Source organism: Shinella sp. GW835-FHT14H05 (genome assembly GCF_058793575.1).
In genome coordinates, this window is the sequence record NZ_JBXAFY010000002.1 from 392,545 (window position 1) to 414,721 (window position 22,177).

Here is a 22,177-nt window from a genome sequence, read left to right on the forward strand (position 1 = left end):
ATGAATTCTTATGATCCAACTGCCCTTCGCGCTCAGCGAATACAGGACCAGGCTCCAGGCCATCCGCGCAGAAATGGCGCGCCGCAATCTCGATCTGCTGATCGTGAACGACGTCGCCAACCAGCATTACATCACCGGCTATGACGGCTGGTCGTTCTATACCCCGCAGGTGGTGCTCGTCCCGCTCGTCGACGAGGAGCCGGTCTGGATCGGCCGCGCCATGGACGCAGCCGGCGGCCTGCTCACCGCCTGGATGAAGCCCGAAAACGTCGTCGGCTTCCCCGAAGACCACGTCCAGCGCGCCGACCGGCACCCAATGGACTGGATTGCCGAATGGATCAGCCGGAAAGGCTGGGGCCGCGGCACGATCGGCATCGAGCTCGAAGCCTATTATTATTCGCCCAAGGCCCATGCCCGCCTCACCGCGGGCCTGCCGAACGCCACCTTCCAGGATGCGGACCTGCTGGTGAATTGGATTCGCAGCGTCAAGTCGGCGGCCGAGATCGATTACCTCCGCAAGGCCTCGCGCCTCGCCGAAGCGGCCGTTACCGCGGCCTATGAGGTGATTGCGCCCGGTGTGCGCGAATGCGACGCGATCGCCCGGATCCAGGCAGCGCAGGTGGCCGGATCTGCGGACTTCGCCGGCGACATTACCGCCCTGCCGCCGACCATCCTCGGCGGCGAAAACGCCTCGGCGCCGCATGTCATGTGGAGCGACCGGCGGTTCGGCGCGAACGAAACCGTGGCACTCGAGCTGGCGGGCGTCGTGCGCCGCTATACCGCCGGCCTCGCGCGCACCATGCAGCTCGGCGCCATGCCGACCAAGGTCGGCGATACCAGCAAGGCCGTGCTCGAAGGCATGGAGGCCGTGCTCGTGACCATCAAGCCGGGCATCACCGCGGAAGCGGTCGAGGCGAGCTGGCGCCAAGTCATCCAGCGCTACGGCCTGAAGAAGGAATCGCGCATCGGCTATTCGATCGGCGTCGCCTATCCGCCGGACTGGGGCGAGCACACGATCAGCCTGCGCCCCGGCGACAAGACCATTTTGCAGCCCGGCAACGTGCTGCACTCCATCCTTGGCATGTGGATGGACGGCTGGGGCATCGAGGTCAGCGAAACGATCCTCGTCACAGAGAGCGGAAACGAAACGCTGACCCGCTTCCCGCGAGACATCCATGTCAAATCCTGACACCGGCGCGGGCGGTATGGATGCGGCACTTGAGCGCCGGATGATCGCTATCCGGCGCGACCTGCACCGCAATCCGGAACTCTCGAACGAAGAGCGCGAGACGCAGGCCTACCTGAAGCAGGCGCTGGAAGAGGCGGGCCTGCGCGATGTCCGGCCCGTCGCCGGCTTCGGCCTCGCCGTCGATATCGTCGGCACGGCCGGACCGTCCAACCGCAAGGTCGTCATCCGCGCCGATATCGACGCGCTGCCGATCACCGAGACATCCGGCGTGCCGTTCAGTTCCGAGCGCCCCGGCGTGATGCATGCCTGCGGGCACGACGCCCATGCCGCGATGGGCTATGCCGCCGCGGTGCTGCTCGACCAGCAGAAACAATCGTTCAGCGGCACCGTGCGCATCATCTTCCAGCCGGCCGAAGAGGCCGAGCCGCTCGGCGGCCGGCGGGTGGTCGAGGAAGGGCTTCTCGACGACGTCGATGCGGCGATCGGCATCCATGTCGACCCCTATACCGCGACCGGCAGGATTGCGGTCGGCGCCGGTCCCTACACACTCGCCTGCGATATTTTTGACGTCGTCGTCACCGGCAATTCCGCCCATGCCGCAAAACCCTCCGAAGGTGTCGATGCCATCGCGATCGCATGCTCGATGGTCACGGAATTGCAGAAGATCGTGGCGCGCGAGATCGATCCCTACGATCCGCTCGTCATCTCCGTCACGGGCATCGAAGGCGGCGGGGCCTATAATGTCATTGCGGCCGAAGCCCGGCTGAAGGGCACGATCCGCAGCGGACATGAGGAAACGCGCCAAAAGGCCTGGACCCGGCTGCGCCAGATCCTGGAAGGCGTGGCGGCAACCCATGGCGCCACGGTCGACATCCACCTGCAACGCGGCGAGCCGCCGGTCGTCAATGCGCCGGAGATGGTCGAGATCGTCCGGCGTGCCGGCAGCGAGATCGTCGGGCAGGAAAATGTGCTCGCTTTGCCCGGCTGGACCGCAGCCGACGACTTCGCCTTCTACAGCGAAAAATGCCCGTCGGTGTATTTCCGCCTCGGCATTCGCAATGACGCGATCGACGCCATCTATCCGCTGCATCACCCGAAATTCCGCGTGGATGAAGCCGCCCTGCCGCAGGGCGCCCTGGTACTCAGCGCCGCCGCCCGCACCTTCCTCCAGCCGCCGGAATAAGGCCTCTCATCAAACCTTACCGAGATCAAAGAAAATCGTCGCGCCGGGGTGTGAACGTGTCGATCAGCAGGCCGGGCTCCAGCGCGACCACGCCGTGCACGAGGTTCGGGGCGACGATGAAGCTGCTTCCTTGGGCAAGGCGGGTGGTGACGCCGTCCACGGTGACGTCGAAGGCGCCTTCGGCGACGTAGCTCACCTGCGTGTGCGGATGCGAATGCAGGGCGCCGATGGCGCCCTCCTCGAAGCGGAAGGCGACGAGCATCATTTCCGGGCGATGGCTCAGAACCGCGCGGCTGTTGCCGGGCGCCACTTCGGTCCAGACGGTATCTTCAGGCAGGGTATAATGTTGCATGTGTCCTCTCAGCGGGCGAGCCATCCGCCGTCCACCGGCAGGATGGTGCCATGTACATAGTCGGAAGCCGGTGCCGCCAGGAAAACCGCGGCACCGACCATGTCGCCGGGCTTCGCCCAGCGGCCGGCCGGAATGCGCTTCAAGATGTCGGCACTGCGCTCCGCGTCGGCACGCAGGGCGACCGTGTTGTTGGTCTCGACATAGCCTGGCGCGATGGCGTTGACGTTGATGTCGCGCGCCGCCCATTCGTTTGCCATGAGCTTCGTCAGGCCGGCAAGGCCGCTCTTCGCCGCCGTGTAGGACGGCACGCGAATGCCGCCCTGGAAGGAGAGCAGGGAGGCGATGTTGATGATTTTTGCCGGCCGCTCCGCCGCGACCGCCGCCTTTGCAAAGGCCTGGCACAGGAAGAAGACGGACTTCAGGTTGGTGTCGAGCACCGCATCCCAGTCTTCCTCGGTGAACTCCAGCGCATCGGCCCGGCGGATGATGCCGGCATTGTTGACCAGAACATCCGGCGTGGCGCCGGCGGCCAGCGCCTGCGCGATGACGCCGGCCCCCGCACCCGCCTGCGAAAGATCGGCCGTGATGGACAGGAAGGTCCGTCCGGCGGACGTCACGTCCGCCGCCGTGTCCGTCATCGCCGATCGCCCCACGCCGACGATGTCGGCGCCGGCCTGCGCCAGCCCGATCGCGATGGCGCGGCCGATGCCGGTATTGGCGCCGGTAACGATCGCCCAGCGGCCGGTGAGGTCGAACATCGTCATAGGAGCGCGTCCATCGGCACCTTGTCCATGTCGGTGAAGCTCATATTGTCGCCGGCCATGGCCCAGATGAAGGCATAGCGCCCGGTTCCCGCACCGGAATGGATCGACCAGCCCGGCGACAGGACCGCCTGATGGTTCTTCAGCACAACGTGCCGCGTCTCGCCCGGCTCGCCCATGAAGTGGAAGATGCGCGTCGCCTCCTGCATGCCGAAATAGAGATAGACCTCCATACGCCGGTCATGCACATGCGCGGGCATGGTGTTCCAGACGGAGCCCGGCTCGAACATGGTGAGCCCGACGAGCAGCTGGCAGCTCTCGCAGACGTCCGGATGAATATACTGGTTGATGGTGCGGGCGTTGGATTCTTCGGCAGAGCCGAGCACGACCTTTTTCGCCATCTCGCGGGTGATGTGCACCGTGGGGCAAACACGGTGGGCGGGCGCGCTCAGGAGATAGAACAGAGCCGGAGCGGCCGGGTCACCGCTGGCAAAGTCGAGGGCGCCGCCGCCCATGCCGACATAGAGCGCTTCCTGGAAGCCGAGCGCATAGTCCTTGCCGCCGACGCTGACCATGCCCGCGCCGCCGATATTGACGATCGCCGCTTCGCGGCGGTCGAGAAAGCGTTCGGTGCCCGTCTCCGGCACGCTGTCGACCACCAGCTTGCTCGTCGTCGGCACCACGCCGCCGACGATCATGCGGTCGAGATGGCTGTAGGTGAGTTTCACCTCGCCGGGGCGGAACAGGTCCTCGATGACGAAGCCATCGCGCAGGCCCTTCGTGTCGCGCCTTGCGGCGTCCTGCGGCCCCACGGCCTGTCGTACAGATACGGAAAGTGTCACGGCGTTTGCCTCTTGTCTTTCAAAATGGGGGTCAGGTGAGCACGACATATTCGGTCAGCTGGTTGATCGTCGTGTCGGCCTTGTCGACGTCGAACACCTTGGTGCCGTGGCTCATGATCACGAACCGGTCGCAGACCTGATAGGCGTGGTAGATGTTGTGCGTCACCAGCACGCTGGAGACGTTCTCGGCCTTGAGCTTCAGCACCTGGTTCAGCAGTGCCTCCGTCTCGCGCACCGAGAGTGCGGAGGTCGGCTCGTCCAACAACAGCACGCGCTTCTTGAAGTAGACGGCGCGGGCGATGGCAACGGCTTGCTTCTGGCCGCCGGAAAGGTTGCCGACGAGCGTATCCGGGGAATCGATGCCCGAAATGTGCACGGCGTTCTGCAACACGTCCATGGCGATCTCGCGCATCTCGGCCTGACGCAGGAAGCCGAAGCGGTCCGTCAGCTCGCGACCCATGAAGATGTTGCGGGTGATCGAAAGGGAATCCACCAGCGCGGTATGCTGGTAGATCGTCTCGATGCCGGCATCCGCCGAATCCGAGCGGCAAGTAAACGCCGTCTTCTTACCGTCGACGCTGAGGTAGCCCTCGGTCGGCTTGTGGATGCCGGAGATCAGGTTGACGGTCGTGGATTTGCCGGCGCCGTTGTCGCCGAGCAGGCCCACCACTTCGCCTTCGCCAATGTGGAAGCTGAGGTTCCGGAGCGCGGTGAGCGCGCCGAAACTTTTCGAGATATTGTGCAGTTCGAGAAGGTTCGACATCACGCAAGACCCCGCCGCTCGATGAGATGGTTGAAGATGGCGGCCAGCACGATCAGCGTCGCGATGAACATGTCGAGATAGAAGCCGGGAGCGCGCAGCAGCAGCAGCACGTCCGTCATGGTGTGGATGAGCAGCACGCCGAGGAAGATGCCGATGATCGAGCCCCGGCCGCCGCGCAGCGACAGGCCGCCGATGACGCAGGCCGCAATCGCCTGGAGTTCAAGCCCGGCGCCCTGCCCCGGCTGCACGCTGCCGACGCGGGCCGTGGCAAGAATGCCCGCCACCGCCGCCATGCCGCCGGCAATCGCAAAAGCGATCAACTTGACGCGGTTCGTGTTGATGCCGATCGCCGTCGCCGCCCCCGGGTTGCCGCCCGTCGCGAAGACGTGGTTGCCGAAGCGGTGACGATGCAGCAGCAGGTGGAAGCCGATGACGAAGAGCACGATCCAGATAAAGGCGGCGTTGACGCCGAGCAGCGTGCCGGAAAACAGGCTGGTGAAGATCGGCTCGGGATCGAAGCGGACCTGGACCGCGCCGTTATAGAGCAGCACGGCGCCGCGCCAGAACAACAGGCCGCCGAGCGTGACGATGAAGGACGGCAAGCCGAAGCGCAGCGTGATATGGCCGTTGAGCAGGCCGATCATCACGCCGGCCAGGATGCCGAGCGGGGCGGCGATGAAGGCACTGACGCCGGCACCGACGAGCGTGGCCATCAGGACGGCCGTGAAGGTATAGACGGAGCCGATGGAGAGGTCGAATTCGCCGGCGATCATCAGCACGCCGGCGCCGAGCGCCAGGCAGCCGAGCACCGGGATCGCCTTCATCAGGATGGTCAGGTTCTGTGGCGAGAGATAGCGAAACTCATTGGGATAGAGCAGCGCACCGGCGATGCAGACGATCTGCAACGTCATGAAGACGAGGAAGATCGCGCCCGCGGGCATGCCCATGATCTGCTTGAGGATGGATTGTCTTTGGGTCCGCGACCGGGGCGCGGCACTGTCTGCTAGAATAGGGGTCACGGTCTGGCACTCGATCGTTTGGGAACGGGAACCCGCCGGGCATGCCGGCAGGCTCCCTTTCAAGGCGATTAGCGGAAGCTGCCGATCAGCGGCTTGACCGAACTGATGCGCGACTTGTCGAGGAAGGCGCCCTGTCCGGTGTCGATATCAGTCGGGGTCAGGCCGTACTTCTTCGAGAGCGCGATCTGAGCGATCGGGTAGTAGCCCTGGAGATAGGGCTGCTGGTCCATGGTCGCGAACATCGCGCCGGATTCCACCGCATTGACGATCTCGACCGCAAGGTCGAAGCCGCCGAACGGGATGTTGACGCCGGCATCCTTGATGGCACCGGCCCCCACCGTGGAGGTTACCGAACCGGTGCCGAAAAGCGCCTTGACCGTCGGGTTGGCGATCAGGAACTGTGCCATGATGTTCTGCGCTTCCGCCGGGTCGAGGCCGGCGCGGACCGTCTCCACCTTGATGCCAGCCTCCGTCATCGCCTTCTCGATGCCGCCGCCACGGGCGACCGCAAAGCTCGCCTCGGGAATTTCGCGCGGGTTGAAGACAACGTCGCCGGATTTCAGGCCGAACTCCTTGATCATGCGGTTGCCGAGCTCGTAGCCGGAGGCAAACTCGTTCATGCCGACATAGGCCTGGCGGCAATTGCCCTTGGCGCCGTCGAGGTCGTCATTGTTGAAGCCGATGACGACGATGCCGGCCTTCACCGCCGCGCAGATGCTTTCGTCGAAGGCGTCCGACGAGGAGATGGCGACGGCGATGCCGTCAACGCCGCTCGCGGTCGCGCTTTCGATCAGGTCGTTCTGGCGCACCGGATCGTTGTTGGCATATTGCACGTCGAGATCGACGCCGAACTGGGCGGCCGCGTCTTGCGCGCCCTTCACCACGGGGTTAAAGAACTGGACACTCGGATCGAGGTAGATGATCATCGTGGCCTTGACGTCCGCGGCAAGCGCCGTAGATGCCAGCATGGTGGTCAGGCCCGCGGCCAATGCAGCGGTTCTCAACCTGGTCAATTTCATTTGCGTATCCTCCCTTTGGATGTGCAATGCGGGTCCAAAAGACCCAAGTCTCGGCTGGCGGGCTCCGACCAAAGATCACGCCAGCCGAGATTTTCCTCCTCTCGCTACAGATTGCAGCGGATTATCCGAACCAGGGCGCCGGGCGCCCGAGCGTGACATGCACGCCCTTGAACTGGGAATATTCATCGAAGCCGTAGCGGCCGAGTTCGCGGCCGAGGCCGCTCTTCTTGTAGCCGCCGATCGGCAGTTCCGGCGTGCCGTCGATGACGCTGTTGATCCAGCAGCGGCCGGCACGGATGCGGCGGATGCTCTGGAGCGCGTTTTCGAGATTGGTGGACCAGACGGAAGCAGACAGGCCGAATTCGCTGGCATTGGCCATCGCGACGGCCTCGTCCGCCGTCTTGAACGTCAGCGTCGACAGCACCGGCCCGAAGATCTCCTCCCGGGCAATCGACATGTCGGGCGTCACGCCGCCGAAGACCGTTGGCGCGTAATAGAGCCCGGCCTCCCCGCCGACCCTTTCGCCGCCGAGCAGCAGTTCCGCACCCGACGCGATACCGGCCTCCACATAGGAGTGCACCTTTTCCGCATGCGCTTCGGAAATCATCGCGCCGATCTTGGTGCGCTCGTTCAGCGGGTCGCCGAAGGTCACCTTGCGCGAAATGTCGAGCAGGCGCTCCATCAGCGCATCGCGGATGCCCTCTTGCACCAGCAGCCGGCTGCCGGAAATGCAGCACTGGCCGGCATTGTGGTAGACGCCGTAGGCAATGCCATCGGCCGCTGCATCGAGATCCGCATCGGCGAAGACGATCTGCGGCCCCTTGCCGCCGAGCTCCAACCCGACGCGCTTGACGCTGCGGGCCGCGATCTCGCCGAGCTTGGTGCCGACGCGCACGGAGCCCGTGAAGGCGACCATGTCGACACCAGGGTCTTCGGCCAGCAACTGGCCGGCCGGATCGCCATAGCCGGTGACGACATTGAACACGCCGTCGGGAATGCCGGCCTCGCGTGCCAGTTCCGCCATGCGGATCGAGGTGCCGGAGGTGAATTCAGAGGGCTTCAGCACCACCGTGCAGCCGGCGCCGATGGCCCACGGCACGCGCTCGGAGGCGATGATGAAGGGGAAGTTCCAGGGCGTGATGATGCCGACGACGCCGACCGCTTCGCGCAGCACGAGGCCGAGGCGGTCGTCGCCGATATTGTTGTGGCTCTGGCCTTCGAGCGCCCGGGCCTGTCCTGCCGCATAGGACCAGAGATCGGCGCAGAAGCCGATCTCGCCGCGGGCCTGGTTGATCGGCTTGCCGACCTCCAGGCTCTCGGCGAGCGCCAGTTCTTCCTGATGCACAAGGATAAGGTCCGCCACCTTGAACATCAGGCGCGAGCGCTCGGCGCCCGACATGCGCGGCCACGGGCCGGTATCAAAGGCCCGGCGCGCGGCGGCGACAGCGAGCCGCACATCATCCGCCGAAGCCTCCGGCCAGGTGCCGACCACCATGCCGGCATGGCCGGGGCTCACCCGATCGATCGTCTTGCCCGAAGCCGCATCCACAGACTTGCCATCGACAAGCATCCGGTAGCGGGATTTAATGCCGAGGCGGGGATCACTGGAATCGGGTGCAATAAAATTGGACAGCAATATCTCTCCAAGGCCGGACACATGGCGCCGGCCCCTCCCTGTTCATCCGGTTTTCAGGCCACCGGATTTCTGTTGCGTTTGATCTGTATGGTACTGTATGGTGGTTTAAATTGGATGTCAACGCATGACGGCGGCGAAAGAGATGAACCTTGAATCCCTGAAGATCGACACCGGCGAAACGGCGGCGGCGCAGGTCGAGCGCGACCTGCGGGAGTCGATCATCCGCCTCGAACTCGCCCCTGGAGCGCGGCTTTCGGAACAGGAAATCGCGACCCGCATGGGTGTATCCCGCCAGCCGGTGCGCGAGGCGCTGATCGCGCTCGGCAAGTCGAAGCTGGTCGACATCCGCCCCAACCGGGGCACGGTCGTCGTGAGGATTTCAGCGCGGCAGATGATGGAAGCGCGCTTCGTGCGCGAGGCGATCGAGACCGCGGTTGCGCGGCGCGCCAGCGAGACCTTCGACGCGTGGACGCGGCGCAAGATCGATACGATCCTCGCTCGCCAGACGGCGGCGATGGAGGCGCACGACCACAACGCCTTCCGCCGCGAAGACGAGCAGTTCCACATCGCGATTGCGGAAGGCGCCGGCTGCGGCCTCGCCTGGAACGCCATCTCGGACATCAAGGCGCATATGGACCGGGTCTGCAACCTGCAGCTCCGCCACCCCGATTCCATGACGCGGCTGATTTCCGAACACGAGGCGATCATCGCCGCCATCGACACGCGCGATGCCGATGCCGCCGCGGCCGCCATGCGCCGCCACCTCAATGGCATCCTCGCCGACCTGCCCCAGATCGAGGCCGATCACCCCGGCCTGTTCGAATGACGGATCGTCAATAGCGTATGACGTAACGGCCCTTGGCCTGCCCGCTTGCGAGCGCCTCCAGCGCCTCGGTGGCGTGGGCGAGGTCTATTTCCTCGATGGGGTTGAGGAGCGGCTGTCGCGCATGCATCGCGACGACCTCCCGCATCTCCTGCCGCGTGCCGACGCTGGTGCCGGTGATCGTGACGCCCGTCGCCGTCAGCCATTCCTGAACCAATGGAACGGGTTCTGAGACCAGCGCCGCCGCAACGATGCGACCGCGCGGCCGGATCGACGCCACGATCGCCGCCCACGTGGCGGGGGTCGGGGCAAAGTTGATCGCCGCATGATAGCGCGCGCCGCCGGCAAGATGACGGTCGAGATCCGGACCCGCCGTCATCACCTCGGCCGCGCCATAGGAGCGTGCATGCTCCAGCTTGGCGGGGTCGCGGTCCACGGCCAGCACATGAACACCCATGCGCGCGGCGATCTGCACCGCATAAAGGCCGAGGCCGCCGCAGCCGAACACCGCAAGTCGCTCACCCGCCACCACCCCTGCCCGACGGATCGCGCCATAGGCGGTGACACCCGCGCACATCACCGGCGCGGTTGCCAAGGGGTCGACGTCGGCTGGCAGTGCGACGGCGAAGGCGGCGTCGACCGCGACATAGTCCGCAAAGCCGCCCGGCACGTTCAGACCATGCGCCCGCTGGTGCTGGCAGAAGGCCTCATTGCCATCCGAACATTCATCGCAGCGAAGGCAGGTGTCGTGCAGCCAGGGCACGCCCACCGTGTCGCCGGCCGCCCAGCCCTCGACGCCCTCGCCGACCGCCTCGACCACGCCCACGCCCTCATGGCCCAGGATGAACGGCTCCGGCGCATGCGGCGGCAGCACGTCGCCCTTCCATATGTGCACGTCGGAATGGCAGATGCCGCAGGCCTTCAGGCGGACGAGAAGCTGGCCGCGTCCGGCAACGGGCCGGGGCACCTGACGGATCTGCAAGGGTTCGCCATAGCCCGCCAGCACGGCGGCCCGCATCATGGGCATGGATGTCACTGGATGCCGAGCTCCGCCTTGACGGCGGCCAGTCCCGGCTTGCCGTCAAGCGTCACGACGTCCTTGAGCCAGGCATCGAGCTTTTCCGGATACGCCTGCATCATCTTTATGGCCGCGTCCTTCGCTTCCAGCCCGTCGGTCATGATCATGTTCATGCCGGTGTTTTCATAGTCGATGTCGAAGACGAGGTTGCTGAAGAAGGCCGTGACGTTCGGGCACAGCTCCGGATAGCCCTTGCGCACCAGCGTGCGCACGGTAGCACCACCGAAATCCGGGCCGAACTCGGCATCGCCGCCAGCGAGATAGGCGATTTCCATGTTGACGTTCATCGGGTGCGGCTGCCAGCCAAGGAAGACGATCCATTCCTTGGCCTCGGCCGCCCGCTGCACCTGCGTCAACATCGCGGCCTCGCTGGATTCCACCACTTCCCAGTCGCCCTCCAGGCCATGCGCCTTGGCTTCGACCATGTCGAGCAGCGGCTTGTTGGTGCCCGGCTCGATGCCGTAGATCTTGTGGTCGAGCTTGTCGGCGAATTTCTGGAGGTCGTCGAAGGATTTCAGGCCGCCGTCGAAAACGTATTTCGGCACTGCCAGCGTGTATTTCGCGCCCGTCAGGTTGGTGGCGACGGGGATGACGGAGCCGTCGTCGAAATAGGGCTTGTAATCGAGATCCTGCACGGGACGCCAATTGCCGAGGAACACGTCGATGTCGCCATTGCGCAGCGAATCGAAGGTGATGTTGAGGGCAAGCAGCGTCTGGCTGGGCTCGTAGCCGAGCGCGCCAAGAATGATCTCGGCCGTCGTGTTCGTCAGCGCGATATCCGTCCAGCCGAGATCGGAAAGCCGCACCGCCTTGCATTCCGGCGCATCGACCGCGAATGCGGCATGGGCTGGCAGACATGCGGCACCGGCCGCGACGATCATCGCAAAAACTGTCCTGTTCATTGGCGTTCCCCTTGTGGTTTTCACAAAGGATACGGACGGTAATTTTTAAGACAAGCAAAAAATTGTTAAAGCGTACAAAAATTTGATCTGCTAGGGAAAACTATGCAGCAGAAGCCAAAGAAGCAGCGCACCCGCATCGAGGACGTCCGGCGCGTCGAACTGATCGACGCCGCCCATCGCATCTTCCTGAAGGAGGGTTTGCGCGGCCTGACGAGCGCAAAAATCTGCGCCGAGGCCGGCCTCTCGCAGGGCATCCTCACCTATTACTTCAAGGACAAGGAAGAGGTTCTCTTCGAGATGGTGCGGATGAACAACCGCATCCTGGCCAACGAGATCGTCGGCAACCTGCGCCGCTCGCGCTGCGGCTGGGAGCGCCTGATCGCCCTCATCGACGGGAATTTCCCCGCACAGCGTTTCGACCAGCCGACGGCGAGCGCCTGGATATCGCTTTATTCCGAAGCCTCGCACAACGAGCGCTATGCACGGCTGCTGCGCCCCTATTACCGCCGCCTCAAGTCCAATGTGTCGGATATCCTGAAGCCCCATCTCGGCCCCACCGAGATCGACCACTTCGTCCGTGGCTTTGCAGCTCTCATCGACGGCCTCTGGCTGCGCCGCGGCCATGCGGATATCGACCTCCCGCTGCATGAGGCCAAGTCCATCCTGATCGACTATGCGCGAAACACGCTCGGTCCGGAACTGGTGCGCCGGTTGAACACCGCGGGTGCGCCCGGAGTTTGAGGCCGCGTATCAGCTCTTCCTGTGGATCGCGCTTGCGGCAATCGCCCTGTCGCGGCCTTCCGCCTTGGCTTGCAGCAGCGCCGCATCGGCACGCGTGACAAGGGTTTCCACTGAGCCCTCCCCCGGCGACGCCGCCACCCCGACGGAGATGGAAACCGTGCCGAGGATCTGGCCGGCATGGGAGAGCGCGACGCTGCTGATCTTGTCGCGCAGGGTGTCTGCGAGCTCGATACCCTCCTGTTCGCCGAGGAACGGCAGGAGGGCCGTGAACTCCTCCCCGCCGAACCGGAAGGCATTGCCGGCCGGCGCGCAGGTTTCGCGCAGCGTCTGCCCCACGAACTGCATGACGAGATCGCCCGCATCATGCCCGAACTGGTCGTTGAAGCGCTTGAAGTGGTCGATGTCGATCATCAGGCAGACAAGCGGCTCGCCCGCATGGTCCCTGGTGTGCCGCTGCAAGGTTTCTTCCAGGAAACGGCGGTTGAAGAGGCCGGTCAGCGGATCGCGCACCGCAAGCGTCGTCAGCTTCTCCCGCAGTTGCAGGTTCGCGATCGCCAGGCCGACATTTTCGGCGATCAGTTCGAGATAGAGCCGCGCGCCCAACGGTCCCAGCGCATCCTCGTCCCGTTCTTCGAGAGAGAGAAGCCCGATCATGTCGCCCTGCGCCGTCAGGGGAACGCAGAGCGCAGTCACGCCGGGCGGATCGAGGTGCTGGCAGGGCACATCGGAGCCGTTGGCGCTGCTCTGGTGCGAGCGGCCGCGCCGCAGGCTCCAGCATGCGGTGGCGGGAAAGACCGCCGCCGAATGTTGCGGGTCGAGCCATGCCCCCGTGCGCACCAGCGACGTGTTGCCCTCGTTGAGAATATAGAGGCCGCCGGCAAGGCCCGGAAAGATCTGCGGGGCAAACCGGACGACGACGTCGGTCAGCTCCGCCTGGTTCTGGCACGCCTGAACGCGGTGCATCATCTGGAGAATGAGGTCCTTGGTGCGTTGGTCGGCGCGCCGCTCGGAATCGAGCCGCTCGCGCTCGATAAGGTTTGTACGGAAGACATCGATGGCCTCGTTCATCTCGCCGATTTCGTCGCCCCGCCGGTCGATTGGGAGCTCGACGGTGTAATCCTGCTTGGCGAGCCGGCTGACGATCCCCGTCATGCGCATCAGCGGCATCGCCACCCGCCGCCTCAAAACGAAATAAAGCACGGCGACGAACAGCGCGCCCGTTACGGCAAGCATGATCTCGGCGGCAAGGCTCCACCAGTCGCTGCGTGCGCGGGCGGCTTCAAGCTCCGACGTCGCGCGCGTCGCCGTCAGGTCGCGGAAATGGGCCACCGTCTGGAGAAGGGCTTTCTGGACCCGTTCATGCTCCGCGCCGAAGAGAACGTCCTGCGCCGCGACCTTGTCCCCGCGCTGAAACGCCTCGACCGCAGCCACCTCGATCTTGTCCAGTTCCTCCGCGTCCCTCGCGACATCCGCCAAGGCTGCCACTTCGGCCGGCGTCAATTTCTGCGCCGCGAGTTTCGCCGCAGCATCCTCACGACGCCGCTCCGTCTGCTCTTCGGCATGAAACGCCTGCAGGTGGCGCTCCTCGCCGCGCATCACGTAAAGCCGCGCCTCGTCGCTCCGCACCTCGGCGCCGAGTGCCAGTTCCTCGGCAAGCGTGTCGAGTGTCAGGTGTTCCTCCACCGCGACCCGTTCATGAAGGGCGCTGCGGGACGACATGATGAAGGACGCACCGGAAAGCGCCGTCAGAACGACGGTGATCCCGTAGGCCCAGTTGGTGATCGTGGTGATTCTCATCCCCGCACAGTGCCAGTGGCAGCTTGCAAGAGGATTAAGGAAATACCGCTGATTGTGCTGGGGCTGCCTGTCGTCAGGCCAGCAAAGCCCGCCTGCATCGTGCCACTAATATACTCTATTCGATGGACTTGACGGCAAGGAAGGTGCTTTACCGGTGTCCACGCACGAACAGGCGGCCGACTCGCCAGAGCCGACGGGCCAAAATCCAGCTGTCGATATCGGAATTGCAGGAATGAATGAAGCACGTCACCCGAGCGGAACGGTAACGGCGATACCCGCCCTGTCGGAGCCGGAAAAAAACGTCATCATCGCCGGTGTTCTCCTCTCCATGCTGCTCGCCGCGCTCGACCAGACGATCGTGGCCCCCGCCATGCCGACGATCGGTCGGGCGCTCGGGCACAGCGACTACCTGCCCTGGATCGTCACGGGCTACCTCCTGACCGCAACCGCGATGGCGCCGCTTTACGGCAAGATTGCCGATGTGCACGGGCGACGCCCGACGATCTTCGCCGCCATCATCATCTTCCTCGTCGGATCGCTGATCAGCGCGCTAGCGCCCAACATGCTGACGCTGATCATCGGCCGTGCCGTGCAGGGGCTTGGCGGCGGCGGCCTGTTCGCGCTCTCGCAAACGGTGATCGGCGATCTCGTTCCACCGCGCGAACGCGCGCGTTATGCCGCCTGGATATCCGGAACCTGGGCGGTGGCCTGTATCGCCGGGCCGCTGCTCGGCGGCACCTTCGCCGAGCATCTCCACTGGTCCCTGATCTTCTGGATTAACATCCCGCTCGGGCTGGCGGCGATGATGATCATCAACAACCCGCTGAAGAAGCTGCCCGCCATCACGCGCAAACACCGCATCGATGGTGCCGGCGCGGTATTGCTCATCGTCGCGACGACGCTCCTGCTGCTCGCCCTCAACTGGGGCGGCAGCCGCTATTCCTGGGTTTCGCCTGTGATCGTCGGATTGCTGGGCGCTTCGGCCGTCATCTGGGCGATTTTTGCCCTGCGGCTGCGGCAGACGGCCGAGCCGCTGATCTCGCTCGAAGTGCTCGGCAATCCGATCGTGCGCTACGGAACCCTGGCCATGTTCCTGGTGCAGGCCGCCAATGTCGGCCTTTCGGTCTATATCCCCGTCTATGTGCAGTCATTCCACGGACTTTCCGCCAGCGGCTCGGGCATCGCCCTGCTCGGCCTGCTGCTCGGCACCGTGCTCGGCGCAACGACCAGCGGGCGCACGATCCCGCGTTTCACCCATTACAAGAGGATCGCGCTTGTCGGCGGCGTGATCAGCTTCCTCTGCCTGATCGCGCTGGCATTTCTCGCCGGGCGCACGTCGTTGCTCGTGCTGGAAGTTCTGACGGCAGGCGTGGGCTTCGGCACCGGCATGACCTTCCCGGTGGCGACCGTCTCCGTGCAGAACGCAGTCGACCAGGCGCATCTCGGAGTGGCGACGGGCGTCCTGACATTCCTGCGTTCGCTCGGCAGCGCGCTCGGCGTCGCGATCCTCGGCGCCATCGCGCTCGGCAACGGCCTGCCGCTCGGCGGCGAAGCCATCCAGACGGTGAGCACCGACGTCACGTCCGCGCTGCCCTTCACCTACATATTCCTCGCCTGCGCGGTCACGATGGCGCTGTCGCTCGTCATCTTCCAACTCATGCCGGAAAAGCCGTTGCGCGGCCGCGAAGACGGTGAGATGCCGCCTGCCATCGAGTAGGCGTCAGAGGAAGTCGACATTCACCAGCAGCAGAAGCCGCCATCGACGAGGAGATCGACACCGGTCACGTAGCTTGCCGCGCCGGACAGCAGGAAGACGGCGGGGCCAACCATCTCGTCGACGCTGGCCATGCGCTGCATCGGCGTCTGCTCCTCGAACAGTTTCGTCTGGTGCACCATTTCCGGCCGCGTGTTCATCGGCGTTGCGGTATAGCCGGGGCTGATCGTGTTGACGCGGATGCCGCGGCCGACCCATTCCATCGCCATCGACTTCGTCATGTGGATAACGCCCGCCTTGGAGGCGTTGTAGTGGCACTGGCTGAGGCCACGGTTGACGATGACGCCGGACATGGAGGCGATGTTGACGATGGAGCCGCGGCCGCTCTTCAGCATGGCGCGCGCTTCCGCCTGGCAGGAGAGGAAAACGCCCTTCAGGTTGATGTCCATCATCGTCTGGAACTGGCTCTCCTCCATCTCCTCCGCCGGATTGGCATTGGCGATGCCGGCCGCGTTGACGGCGAGCGTGAGCGAACCGAGCTCCGCCTCGGTACGAGCGACCGCGTCGTTCAGCGCTGCACCACTGGTAACATCGGCCGCGATCTGGATGCTGCGGCGGCCTGCCCTGGCGATGAAATCGGCGGTGGTCGCGAGGCCGTCATCGGTGCGGCGGTCGAGCAGTGCGACATCCGCGCCGCACTGGGCAAGGCCCATGGCGATGCGCTGGCCGATGCCGCTGCCGGCCCCCGTCACGAAGGCGACGTTTCCGGAAAGGTCGAACAATTTCGGTGCGTTGAGTGTGATTTCGGACATAATGCTTTTCCTGTTCAAATCGTCGCCAGTTCCATGACCGAGACGTCGTTGGCGTCCTCGCGGTCCAGGATGCCGGCCTGTTTGCCCTGCGCCATGACCATGATGCGGCTGGAGACGCCGAGCACTTCTTCAAGGTCGGAACTGACCACGATGACCGCAACGCCCGCACGGGCGAGGTCCATGATGAGATCGTAAATCGACGAGCGCGCGCCGACATCGATGCCGCGCGTCGGCTCGTCGAGCACCACCACCTGCGGCTTGCGCGCCAGCCACTTGGCGAGCACCACCTTCTGCTGGTTGCCGCCGGAAAGCTCGCCGGCATTCTGCCCGCCCCGACCCTTCACGCCGAAGCGCTTGATATAGTCCTCGGCGAACTCACGAATGCGGCGCGAGGAAAGCCAGCCGTTGCGGGAAATCTCGCCGAGATTGGCATAGCCGATGTTCTCCGCGATCGAATGTTCGAGCACCACGCCCTGGAGCTTGCGGTCCTCCGGCACCAGCACGATGCCGTTACGGATCGCATCAATTGGCGAGCGCGGCGTGACGGCCTTGCCGCGCAGCAGCACCTCGCCGCCGGAAATCGGATCAGCGCCGGTGATGGCGCGCACGAGTTCGGTGCGCCCCGCGCCCATCAGGCCGGCAATGCCGAAGACTTCTCCCTTGCGGACCGAGAAACTGATGTTGCGAAACGTATTGGATGGCGATGTGAGGTTGCGCACCTCCAGCGTCACCTCCTCCGTCGGGGCTGGAAGCGTCGGGAACATGCGCTCCAGCGAGCGCCCGACCATGGCCTCGACAATGGTGCGGACCGGCACGTCGCCGCTGTCGAATTCCTGCACCTTGGCGCCATCGCGCATGACGACGATGCGGTCGGCGATCTGGCGGATTTCTTCGAGGCGATGCGAAATATAGACGATGCCGACGCCTTCTGCTTTCAGCCGTTCGATCTGCTGGAAGAGAAGCTGGGCTTCTTCGCCGCCAAGTGCGGCGGTCGGCTCGTCGAGGATGAGCAGGCGCGCGTTGAGCGTCAGCGCCTTGGCGATTTCGATGAGCTGCTGTTTTCCGGTGGAAAGGCCCTCGACGAGGCGATCGGGCGAAATGTCGAGGCCGAGCCGCTTGAGGCCGCTCCTCGCCCGCTCCTCCATCGCCTTGCGGTCGATGCGGCCGGCCTTGATGGGATAGCGGCCGACGAAGACGTTTTCGGCGATGGAAAGTTTTGGCAGCAGCTTCAGTTCCTGGTGGATCATGCCCACGCCCTCGTCCATCGCGGCGCGCGGATTGGCGGGGGCATAGGGCTTGCCGAGCCAGGTCATCTCGCCCGCGGAGGGCTGAACGGTGCCGGAAATGATGTTCGACAGGGTCGATTTTCCGGCACCGTTTTCACCGAGCAGCGCCACGACCTCTCCCGGATGGATGTCGAGATCGACACCATGGAGAACCTTGACCGGACCATAGGATTTCTGGATCCCACGGAGCGACAGGATGGGAGAGCGTGTCGTCATGGCGCTGCTGCCTTTCGTGTCCGGATTACGGATGGCTCTTGACGAATTCCGGCGCGTTTTCGCAGGTCGTCAGGACGGCATTCGGCGTCTGGCGCTCTTCGACCTTCTGGCCGGCGGCAACAGCGAGCGCGGATTCGACGGCGAGGACGCCCATCTTCTGCGTGCTCTGAGTTGCGGTGGCGATGAACGGACCGTTGCACTTGGCGAGGTATTCCAGCGCCGAGACGTCGCCGTCATAACCGCCGATGATCACCTTGTCCGAGAGGTTTGCGACGTCGACGGCCTTGGCAGCCCCCATGGCAAGACCGTCAGCCTGGCCGAAGATGATCGTGATGTCCGGGTTTGCCTGCAGCATGTTCTGCGCGATCGTGAAGCCCTCGTCGGCCGACCACATGTTGCTCCACTGCTGGTCGACCAGCTCGATGCCCTTGTTCTCGTCGATGGCGCGCTTGCAGCCGGTGAAGCGGTCGACTTCCGGCGTCGTGCCCTTCTGGCCGTGGATGATCGCCATCTTGCCCGAACCGCCGGCCTTTTCAATGATGTGCTTGCAGACGGCATAAGCGGATTCGACGCTCTCGCCGGCGATGAAGGTATCGCCCGGTGCGCCATCCGGAACGCGGTCGACGTTGATCACCGGGATGCCGGCTTCGCGGGCAAGGCGGGTCGGCACGGCGGCAGCGGCAGCACCGGCGGGGATGTAGATGAAGGCGTCGATGCCCTGGGTCATCAGGTCCTGCACCTGGCTGACCTGCGTGGCGGTGTCGTTCTTCGCGTCGACGACGATGACCGTGAGGCCCTTTTCCTTGGCGTATTTTTCAACACCGAGCTTGATCTGGTTGAAGAAGTCGGCCTGGAGGTTCGGCACGGCAAGGCCGATCGTCTTGACCTCCGCGGCGGCCGCGGGAGAGGCAAGGACCGCAGCCGCGGTTGCCGCCATCAGCAGTTTGGACAGTTTCATGGTTTCTCCTCCGAGTTTCCCGGTGGTTTCCGTTTGCCGGAGACCACCTTCCCTTTTGCCGGTCCGCACCATTGCCGACCGTTTTCCGCACCCCGCCACGTGGCCGCGGGGTGAAAAGCGTTATTTGCGCTTGCGATAGGTTTCGGCCGTGACGGCGAGCACGATGACGGCGCCGATGATGACCTGCTGCATGAAGGGCGAGACGCTGAGCAGGTTGAGGCCGTTGCGCAGCACGCCGATGATGAGAACGCCGATGATGGTGCCGCCGATACCGCCCGTGCCGCCCGAAAGCGACGTGCCGCCGATGACGACCGCCGCGATGGCGTCGAGCTCGTAGGAAACGCCCGACGACGGCTGGACGGAGTCGAGGCGTGCGGCGAGCACCATGCCGGCAAGTCCGGCGAGGAAGCTGCACACGACATAGACGAGCACGGTCGCGCGCTGGACATTGATGCCGGCGAGCCGCGCCACTTCCGCATTGCCGCCGATGGCATAGAGCACGCGCCCGCCGTGGCGATAGCGCTGGTAGAGCAAGCCGACGATGAAGACCACGACCATCACGGCGACGGTCAGCGTCAGGAAGCCGCCGAAACGCACGATCGCCATCATGTTGAACCAGGCCGGAAAGCCGATGATCTGCTGGCCGTCGGTGATCATGTTCGCAAGGCCGCGCGCAATCGACATCATCGCGAGCGTGGCGATGAAGGCCGGCACGTTGAAGCGCGTGATCAATAGCCCCGCGACGAGCCCGTTCAGCGAGGCGACGAGCAAAGCGAGCGGAATGGCAAGCCCCATCGGCACGCCGGCAACGACGTGGAGATAGCCGAGCACCATCATCGCCAGCGCCATGACGGAGCCCACCGCAAGATCGATGCCGCCGATCAGGATGACCAGCGTCATGCCCACGGCCATGACGCCCAGCACCGTGATCTGGTCGAGCACGTTGAGGAAGTTGCGGATCGACAGGAACTTGTCCGTCGCAAACGTGAGGAAGAGGCACAGCACGATCAGGCCGATCAGCGGCCCGGTGGCCCCGCGCAGGGATGGCAGCAGCCCGCCCACGATGCCTTGTTTTTCCTTCGCTGCAACCAGCATGAGCGCTCCTCCCGGTCAGCCAGCCACCTTAGATTGGCGGCGCGCATAAATATTCATTACCGTGTGTAAATTCGTATATGATCGATCCGGGTCCTGTCAATACAATCCCGTCAGCTAATTTTTGCGCTACCATCCGCGATTTCCGCTTGACTTGCCTGATCTCCGTGCGTGTATATAGGCAACTGGATATTTATTCACTATGAGGGTTTCATGCAGCCGAACGATCTCGACAGCATCGCTCGCCAGATCCGCCTTCGCGATCTGCAAGCGGTTTTCGAAGCCGGCGCCGGACACATTGGCGGGGAGATGTCGGCCATCGACATCCTGACCGCGCTCTATTTCCGCGTGCTGCGCATCTGGCCCGACCAGCCGAAAAACCCGGACCGCGACCGTTTCGTGCTGTCGAAGGGCCATGTGGCGCTGGCGCTTTACGTGACGCTCGCCAAGCGCGGCTTCATTCCGGAAGAAGAGGTCGCGACGTTCCTGAAGCCGCATTCGCGCCTCAACGGCCATCCGAACTGCAACAAGGTGCCGGGCGTCGAGACCAATACGGGGCCGCTCGGCCATGGCTTGCCGGTCGCGGTCGGCATGGCGAAGGCCGCCAAGCTGACGGGGGCCGCCTACCGCACCTATGTCATGACCGGCGACGGCGAAATGCAGGAAGGCTCGAACTGGGAGGCAATTGCGGCCGCCGCACAGTTCGGCCTCGACAACCTGACGCTGATCATCGACCACAACCGCTTCCAGCAGGGTGCATCGCTGAAGGACACCAACAACCTCGCGCCCTTCCCGGCCAAGCTCGAAGCGTTCGGCTGGGATGTCACGGAGATCAACGGCAATGTGATGGACGAGATCGTGCCGGCGCTGGAAAAGCGGGGCAGCCGCCCGCACTGCATCGTCGCCCATACCAACAAGGGCCACGGCATCTCCTTCATGCAGGACACGGTGGACTGGCACCACAAGGTGCCGAATGCCGAACAATACAAGATTGCCGTGGCTGAGCTTTCGGAGACGCTGTGATGAAAGACGTGATGACCTCTCCCAAGCTACACGATTGCCGCGACGCCTTCGTCGCCACGCTGGAACACCTCGGGGCGGACAATCCGAAGATCGTGGCCGTCTGCAACGATTCCGTCGGCTCCTCTAAGCTCGGTGGCTTCAAGTCCCGCTGGCCGGAACGGCTGGTCAATGTCGGCATTGCCGAGCAGAACATGGTGGGCGTCGGCGCCGGCCTTGCCAATGGCGGGCTGCTGCCCTTCGTCTGCGGCGCCGCGTGCTTTTTGACCGGCCGCTCGCTGGAGCAGATCAAGGCCGACATCGCCTATTCCAACGCCAATGTGAAGCTGATCGGTATTTCCTCCGGCATGGCTTATGGCGAACTCGGCCCGACGCACCATTCCATCGAGGATTTCGCCTGGACCCGCGTGCTGCCGAACCTGCCGGTCGTCGCTCCCTGCGATTCGATCGAGACGGCCGCCGCCGTGGAATGGGCCGCGCGTTATGACGGACCGGTGTTCCTGCGCCTCTCGCGCGTCGGCGTGCCGGACCTGCTGCCGGCGGGCCACAAGTTCGAGCTGGGCAAGGCGAACCTGCTGCGTGACGGCGATGCCGTCACCCTCATCGCCAACGGGACACTGACTCACCGCATCTTGAAGGCGGCCGAACTTCTCGCCGAGCAGGGCATCGAGGCCCGTGTGCTGAACATGGCGACGGTCCGCCCGATCGACGTCGAGGCCGTGGTGGCCGCCGCGCGCGAAACCGGCGCCATCCTGACGGCCGAAGAACATTCCACCATCGGCGGCCTCGGCTCGGCGATCGCCGAATATGTCGTGACGGAAGCGCCCGTGCCGATGAAGATCCTCGGCGTACCCGGCATCTTCGCCCCCACCGGTTCGGCCGAGTTCCTGCTCGACGAATTCGGCATGTCGCCTGCCTCAATCGCCGAGGCGGCCGTCGCTTTGATTGCACGGAAGTCTTCCCGCGCGTGATCG

Annotated in this window: 21 protein-coding genes; 7 read left to right on the plus strand and 14 right to left on the minus strand. The window is 64.5% G+C overall.

Translation table 11 applies throughout. From position 1 onward, the window contains the following. Positions 1-10 precede the first annotated feature (10 nt). Both AC1Q6Z_RS09275 and AC1Q6Z_RS09280 read left to right on the plus strand, forming a co-directional pair. On the plus strand, positions 11-1,189 hold the full coding sequence (locus tag AC1Q6Z_RS09275) for a M24 family metallopeptidase (RefSeq protein WP_492647563.1): 1,179 nt from the start codon (positions 11-13) through the stop codon (positions 1,187-1,189). After that, complete coding sequence (locus AC1Q6Z_RS09280) at positions 1,176-2,372, plus strand: M20 metallopeptidase family protein (protein WP_492647564.1); 1,197 nt, start codon at positions 1,176-1,178, stop codon at positions 2,370-2,372. Before AC1Q6Z_RS09275 ends, AC1Q6Z_RS09280 begins: the two co-directional genes overlap by 14 nt. A 25-nt stretch (positions 2,373-2,397) precedes the next feature. Here AC1Q6Z_RS09280 and AC1Q6Z_RS09285 read toward each other — a convergent pair whose 3' ends face one another. The 7 genes from AC1Q6Z_RS09285 to AC1Q6Z_RS09315 form a co-directional block, all read right to left on the minus strand. Beyond that, a complete protein-coding gene (locus tag AC1Q6Z_RS09285; protein ID WP_492647565.1) occupies positions 2,398-2,724 on the minus strand; it encodes a cupin domain-containing protein in 327 nt (108 codons plus the stop codon). 8 nt (positions 2,725-2,732) lie between these two features. Then, positions 2,733-3,488: a 2-dehydro-3-deoxy-D-gluconate 5-dehydrogenase KduD gene (kduD, locus tag AC1Q6Z_RS09290; RefSeq protein ID WP_492647566.1), complete on the minus strand. Its 756-nt coding sequence runs from the start codon at positions 3,486-3,488 to the stop codon at positions 2,733-2,735. Continuing rightward, a complete protein-coding gene (gene kduI, locus AC1Q6Z_RS09295) occupies positions 3,485-4,327 on the minus strand; it encodes a 5-dehydro-4-deoxy-D-glucuronate isomerase (RefSeq protein ID WP_492647567.1) in 843 nt (280 codons plus the stop codon). The genes kduD and kduI overlap by 4 nt, the downstream gene beginning before the upstream one ends. Positions 4,328-4,358: 31 nt before the next feature. Further along, complete coding sequence (locus AC1Q6Z_RS09300; RefSeq protein ID WP_069062436.1) at positions 4,359-5,090, minus strand: ATP-binding cassette domain-containing protein; 732 nt, start codon at positions 5,088-5,090, stop codon at positions 4,359-4,361. Further along, entirely contained in the window at positions 5,090-6,109 is a 1,020-nt protein-coding gene (locus AC1Q6Z_RS09305; protein WP_256114862.1) for an ABC transporter permease, read from the minus strand. Before AC1Q6Z_RS09305 ends, AC1Q6Z_RS09300 begins: the two co-directional genes overlap by 1 nt. A gap of 68 nt (positions 6,110-6,177) precedes the next feature. Then, positions 6,178-7,128, minus strand: coding sequence for a sugar ABC transporter substrate-binding protein (locus AC1Q6Z_RS09310; protein ID WP_435264683.1), 951 nt, complete (start codon positions 7,126-7,128; stop codon positions 6,178-6,180). A gap of 121 nt (positions 7,129-7,249) precedes the next feature. Further along, on the minus strand, positions 7,250-8,764 hold the full coding sequence (locus AC1Q6Z_RS09315) for an aldehyde dehydrogenase family protein (protein ID WP_492647568.1): 1,515 nt from the start codon (positions 8,762-8,764) through the stop codon (positions 7,250-7,252). 124 nt (positions 8,765-8,888) lie between these two features. Between AC1Q6Z_RS09315 and AC1Q6Z_RS09320 the strand changes: the two genes are divergently transcribed. Beyond that, positions 8,889-9,590 carry a GntR family transcriptional regulator gene (locus AC1Q6Z_RS09320; protein WP_492647569.1) on the plus strand — a complete coding sequence of 234 codons (702 nt, stop codon included), beginning with the start codon at positions 8,889-8,891 and terminating at the stop codon, positions 9,588-9,590. 7 nt (positions 9,591-9,597) lie between these two features. Here the strand turns inward: AC1Q6Z_RS09320 and AC1Q6Z_RS09325 are convergent, their stop codons facing one another. Together AC1Q6Z_RS09325 and choX are read right to left on the minus strand one after the other, a co-directional pair. Continuing rightward, positions 9,598-10,614 (minus strand): alcohol dehydrogenase catalytic domain-containing protein, encoded by a 1,017-nt coding sequence (locus tag AC1Q6Z_RS09325; RefSeq protein WP_492647849.1) that lies wholly within the window; start codon positions 10,612-10,614, stop codon positions 9,598-9,600. A gap of 5 nt (positions 10,615-10,619) precedes the next feature. After that, a complete protein-coding gene (gene choX, locus AC1Q6Z_RS09330) occupies positions 10,620-11,567 on the minus strand; it encodes a choline ABC transporter substrate-binding protein (RefSeq protein WP_492647570.1) in 948 nt (315 codons plus the stop codon). Between the two features lie 102 nt (positions 11,568-11,669). Here choX and betI point away from each other — a divergent pair, with 102 nt between their 5' ends. Continuing rightward, positions 11,670-12,308 carry a transcriptional regulator BetI gene (gene betI / locus AC1Q6Z_RS09335; RefSeq protein WP_439615406.1) on the plus strand — a complete coding sequence of 213 codons (639 nt, stop codon included), beginning with the start codon at positions 11,670-11,672 and terminating at the stop codon, positions 12,306-12,308. Between the two features lie 9 nt (positions 12,309-12,317). Here betI and AC1Q6Z_RS09340 read toward each other — a convergent pair whose 3' ends face one another. Beyond that, on the minus strand, positions 12,318-14,105 hold the full coding sequence (locus tag AC1Q6Z_RS09340) for a diguanylate cyclase (protein ID WP_492647571.1): 1,788 nt from the start codon (positions 14,103-14,105) through the stop codon (positions 12,318-12,320). A 232-nt stretch (positions 14,106-14,337) separates the two neighbouring features. Here AC1Q6Z_RS09340 and AC1Q6Z_RS09345 point away from each other — a divergent pair, with 232 nt between their 5' ends. Continuing rightward, positions 14,338-15,822 (plus strand): MDR family MFS transporter, encoded by a 1,485-nt coding sequence (locus AC1Q6Z_RS09345; protein ID WP_492647572.1) that lies wholly within the window; start codon positions 14,338-14,340, stop codon positions 15,820-15,822. Between the two features lie 20 nt (positions 15,823-15,842). On the opposite strand, the gene AC1Q6Z_RS09350 is transcribed toward AC1Q6Z_RS09345, so the two are convergent. The 4 genes from AC1Q6Z_RS09350 to AC1Q6Z_RS09365 all read right to left on the minus strand — a co-directional run bounded on the left by AC1Q6Z_RS09350 (position 15,843) and on the right by AC1Q6Z_RS09365 (position 20,186). Then, positions 15,843-16,631, minus strand: a complete 789-nt coding sequence (locus tag AC1Q6Z_RS09350; RefSeq protein WP_492647573.1) for an SDR family oxidoreductase — start codon at positions 16,629-16,631, stop codon at positions 15,843-15,845. Positions 16,632-16,645: 14 nt separating this feature from the next. After that, complete coding sequence (locus AC1Q6Z_RS09355; protein ID WP_492647574.1) at positions 16,646-18,133, minus strand: sugar ABC transporter ATP-binding protein; 1,488 nt, start codon at positions 18,131-18,133, stop codon at positions 16,646-16,648. Positions 18,134-18,158: 25 nt separating this feature from the next. Next, positions 18,159-19,091, minus strand: coding sequence for a substrate-binding domain-containing protein (locus tag AC1Q6Z_RS09360; protein ID WP_256114872.1), 933 nt, complete (start codon positions 19,089-19,091; stop codon positions 18,159-18,161). Between the two features lie 120 nt (positions 19,092-19,211). Then, complete coding sequence (locus AC1Q6Z_RS09365) at positions 19,212-20,186, minus strand: ABC transporter permease (RefSeq protein ID WP_435264674.1); 975 nt, start codon at positions 20,184-20,186, stop codon at positions 19,212-19,214. Between the two features lie 210 nt (positions 20,187-20,396). Here AC1Q6Z_RS09365 and AC1Q6Z_RS09370 point away from each other — a divergent pair, with 210 nt between their 5' ends. Both AC1Q6Z_RS09370 and AC1Q6Z_RS09375 read left to right on the plus strand, forming a co-directional pair. Then, positions 20,397-21,206, plus strand: coding sequence for a transketolase (locus AC1Q6Z_RS09370; RefSeq protein ID WP_492647575.1), 810 nt, complete (start codon positions 20,397-20,399; stop codon positions 21,204-21,206). Next, positions 21,206-22,174, plus strand: a complete 969-nt coding sequence (locus AC1Q6Z_RS09375) for a transketolase family protein (RefSeq protein ID WP_492647576.1) — start codon at positions 21,206-21,208, stop codon at positions 22,172-22,174. Before AC1Q6Z_RS09370 ends, AC1Q6Z_RS09375 begins: the two co-directional genes overlap by 1 nt. The last annotated feature ends 3 nt before the right edge of the window (positions 22,175-22,177 follow it).

Coding starts and splice junctions, on each gene's coding strand:
- AC1Q6Z_RS09300 (WP_069062436.1), bottom strand. CDS start 5,090: ATGTCGAACCTTCTCGAACTGCACAATATCTCGAAAAGTTTCGGCGCG.
- AC1Q6Z_RS09275 (WP_492647563.1), top strand. CDS start 11: ATGATCCAACTGCCCTTCGCGCTCAGCGAATACAGGACCAGGCTCCAG.
- betI (WP_439615406.1), top strand. CDS start 11,670: ATGCAGCAGAAGCCAAAGAAGCAGCGCACCCGCATCGAGGACGTCCGG.
- AC1Q6Z_RS09285 (WP_492647565.1), bottom strand. CDS start 2,724: ATGCAACATTATACCCTGCCTGAAGATACCGTCTGGACCGAAGTGGCG.
- AC1Q6Z_RS09310 (WP_435264683.1), bottom strand. CDS start 7,128: ATGAAATTGACCAGGTTGAGAACCGCTGCATTGGCCGCGGGCCTGACC.
- AC1Q6Z_RS09350 (WP_492647573.1), bottom strand. CDS start 16,631: ATGTCCGAAATCACACTCAACGCACCGAAATTGTTCGACCTTTCCGGA.
- AC1Q6Z_RS09375 (WP_492647576.1), top strand. CDS start 21,206: ATGAAAGACGTGATGACCTCTCCCAAGCTACACGATTGCCGCGACGCC.
- AC1Q6Z_RS09345 (WP_492647572.1), top strand. CDS start 14,338: ATGAATGAAGCACGTCACCCGAGCGGAACGGTAACGGCGATACCCGCC.
- choX (WP_492647570.1), bottom strand. CDS start 11,567: ATGAACAGGACAGTTTTTGCGATGATCGTCGCGGCCGGTGCCGCATGT.
- AC1Q6Z_RS09320 (WP_492647569.1), top strand. CDS start 8,889: ATGACGGCGGCGAAAGAGATGAACCTTGAATCCCTGAAGATCGACACC.
- AC1Q6Z_RS09355 (WP_492647574.1), bottom strand. CDS start 18,133: ATGACGACACGCTCTCCCATCCTGTCGCTCCGTGGGATCCAGAAATCC.
- AC1Q6Z_RS09370 (WP_492647575.1), top strand. CDS start 20,397: ATGCAGCCGAACGATCTCGACAGCATCGCTCGCCAGATCCGCCTTCGC.
- AC1Q6Z_RS09365 (WP_435264674.1), bottom strand. CDS start 20,186: ATGCTGGTTGCAGCGAAGGAAAAACAAGGCATCGTGGGCGGGCTGCTG.
- AC1Q6Z_RS09280 (WP_492647564.1), top strand. CDS start 1,176: ATGTCAAATCCTGACACCGGCGCGGGCGGTATGGATGCGGCACTTGAG.
- AC1Q6Z_RS09325 (WP_492647849.1), bottom strand. CDS start 10,614: ATGCCCATGATGCGGGCCGCCGTGCTGGCGGGCTATGGCGAACCCTTG.
- kduD (WP_492647566.1), bottom strand. CDS start 3,488: ATGACGATGTTCGACCTCACCGGCCGCTGGGCGATCGTTACCGGCGCC.
- AC1Q6Z_RS09340 (WP_492647571.1), bottom strand. CDS start 14,105: ATGAGAATCACCACGATCACCAACTGGGCCTACGGGATCACCGTCGTT.
- AC1Q6Z_RS09360 (WP_256114872.1), bottom strand. CDS start 19,091: ATGAAACTGTCCAAACTGCTGATGGCGGCAACCGCGGCTGCGGTCCTT.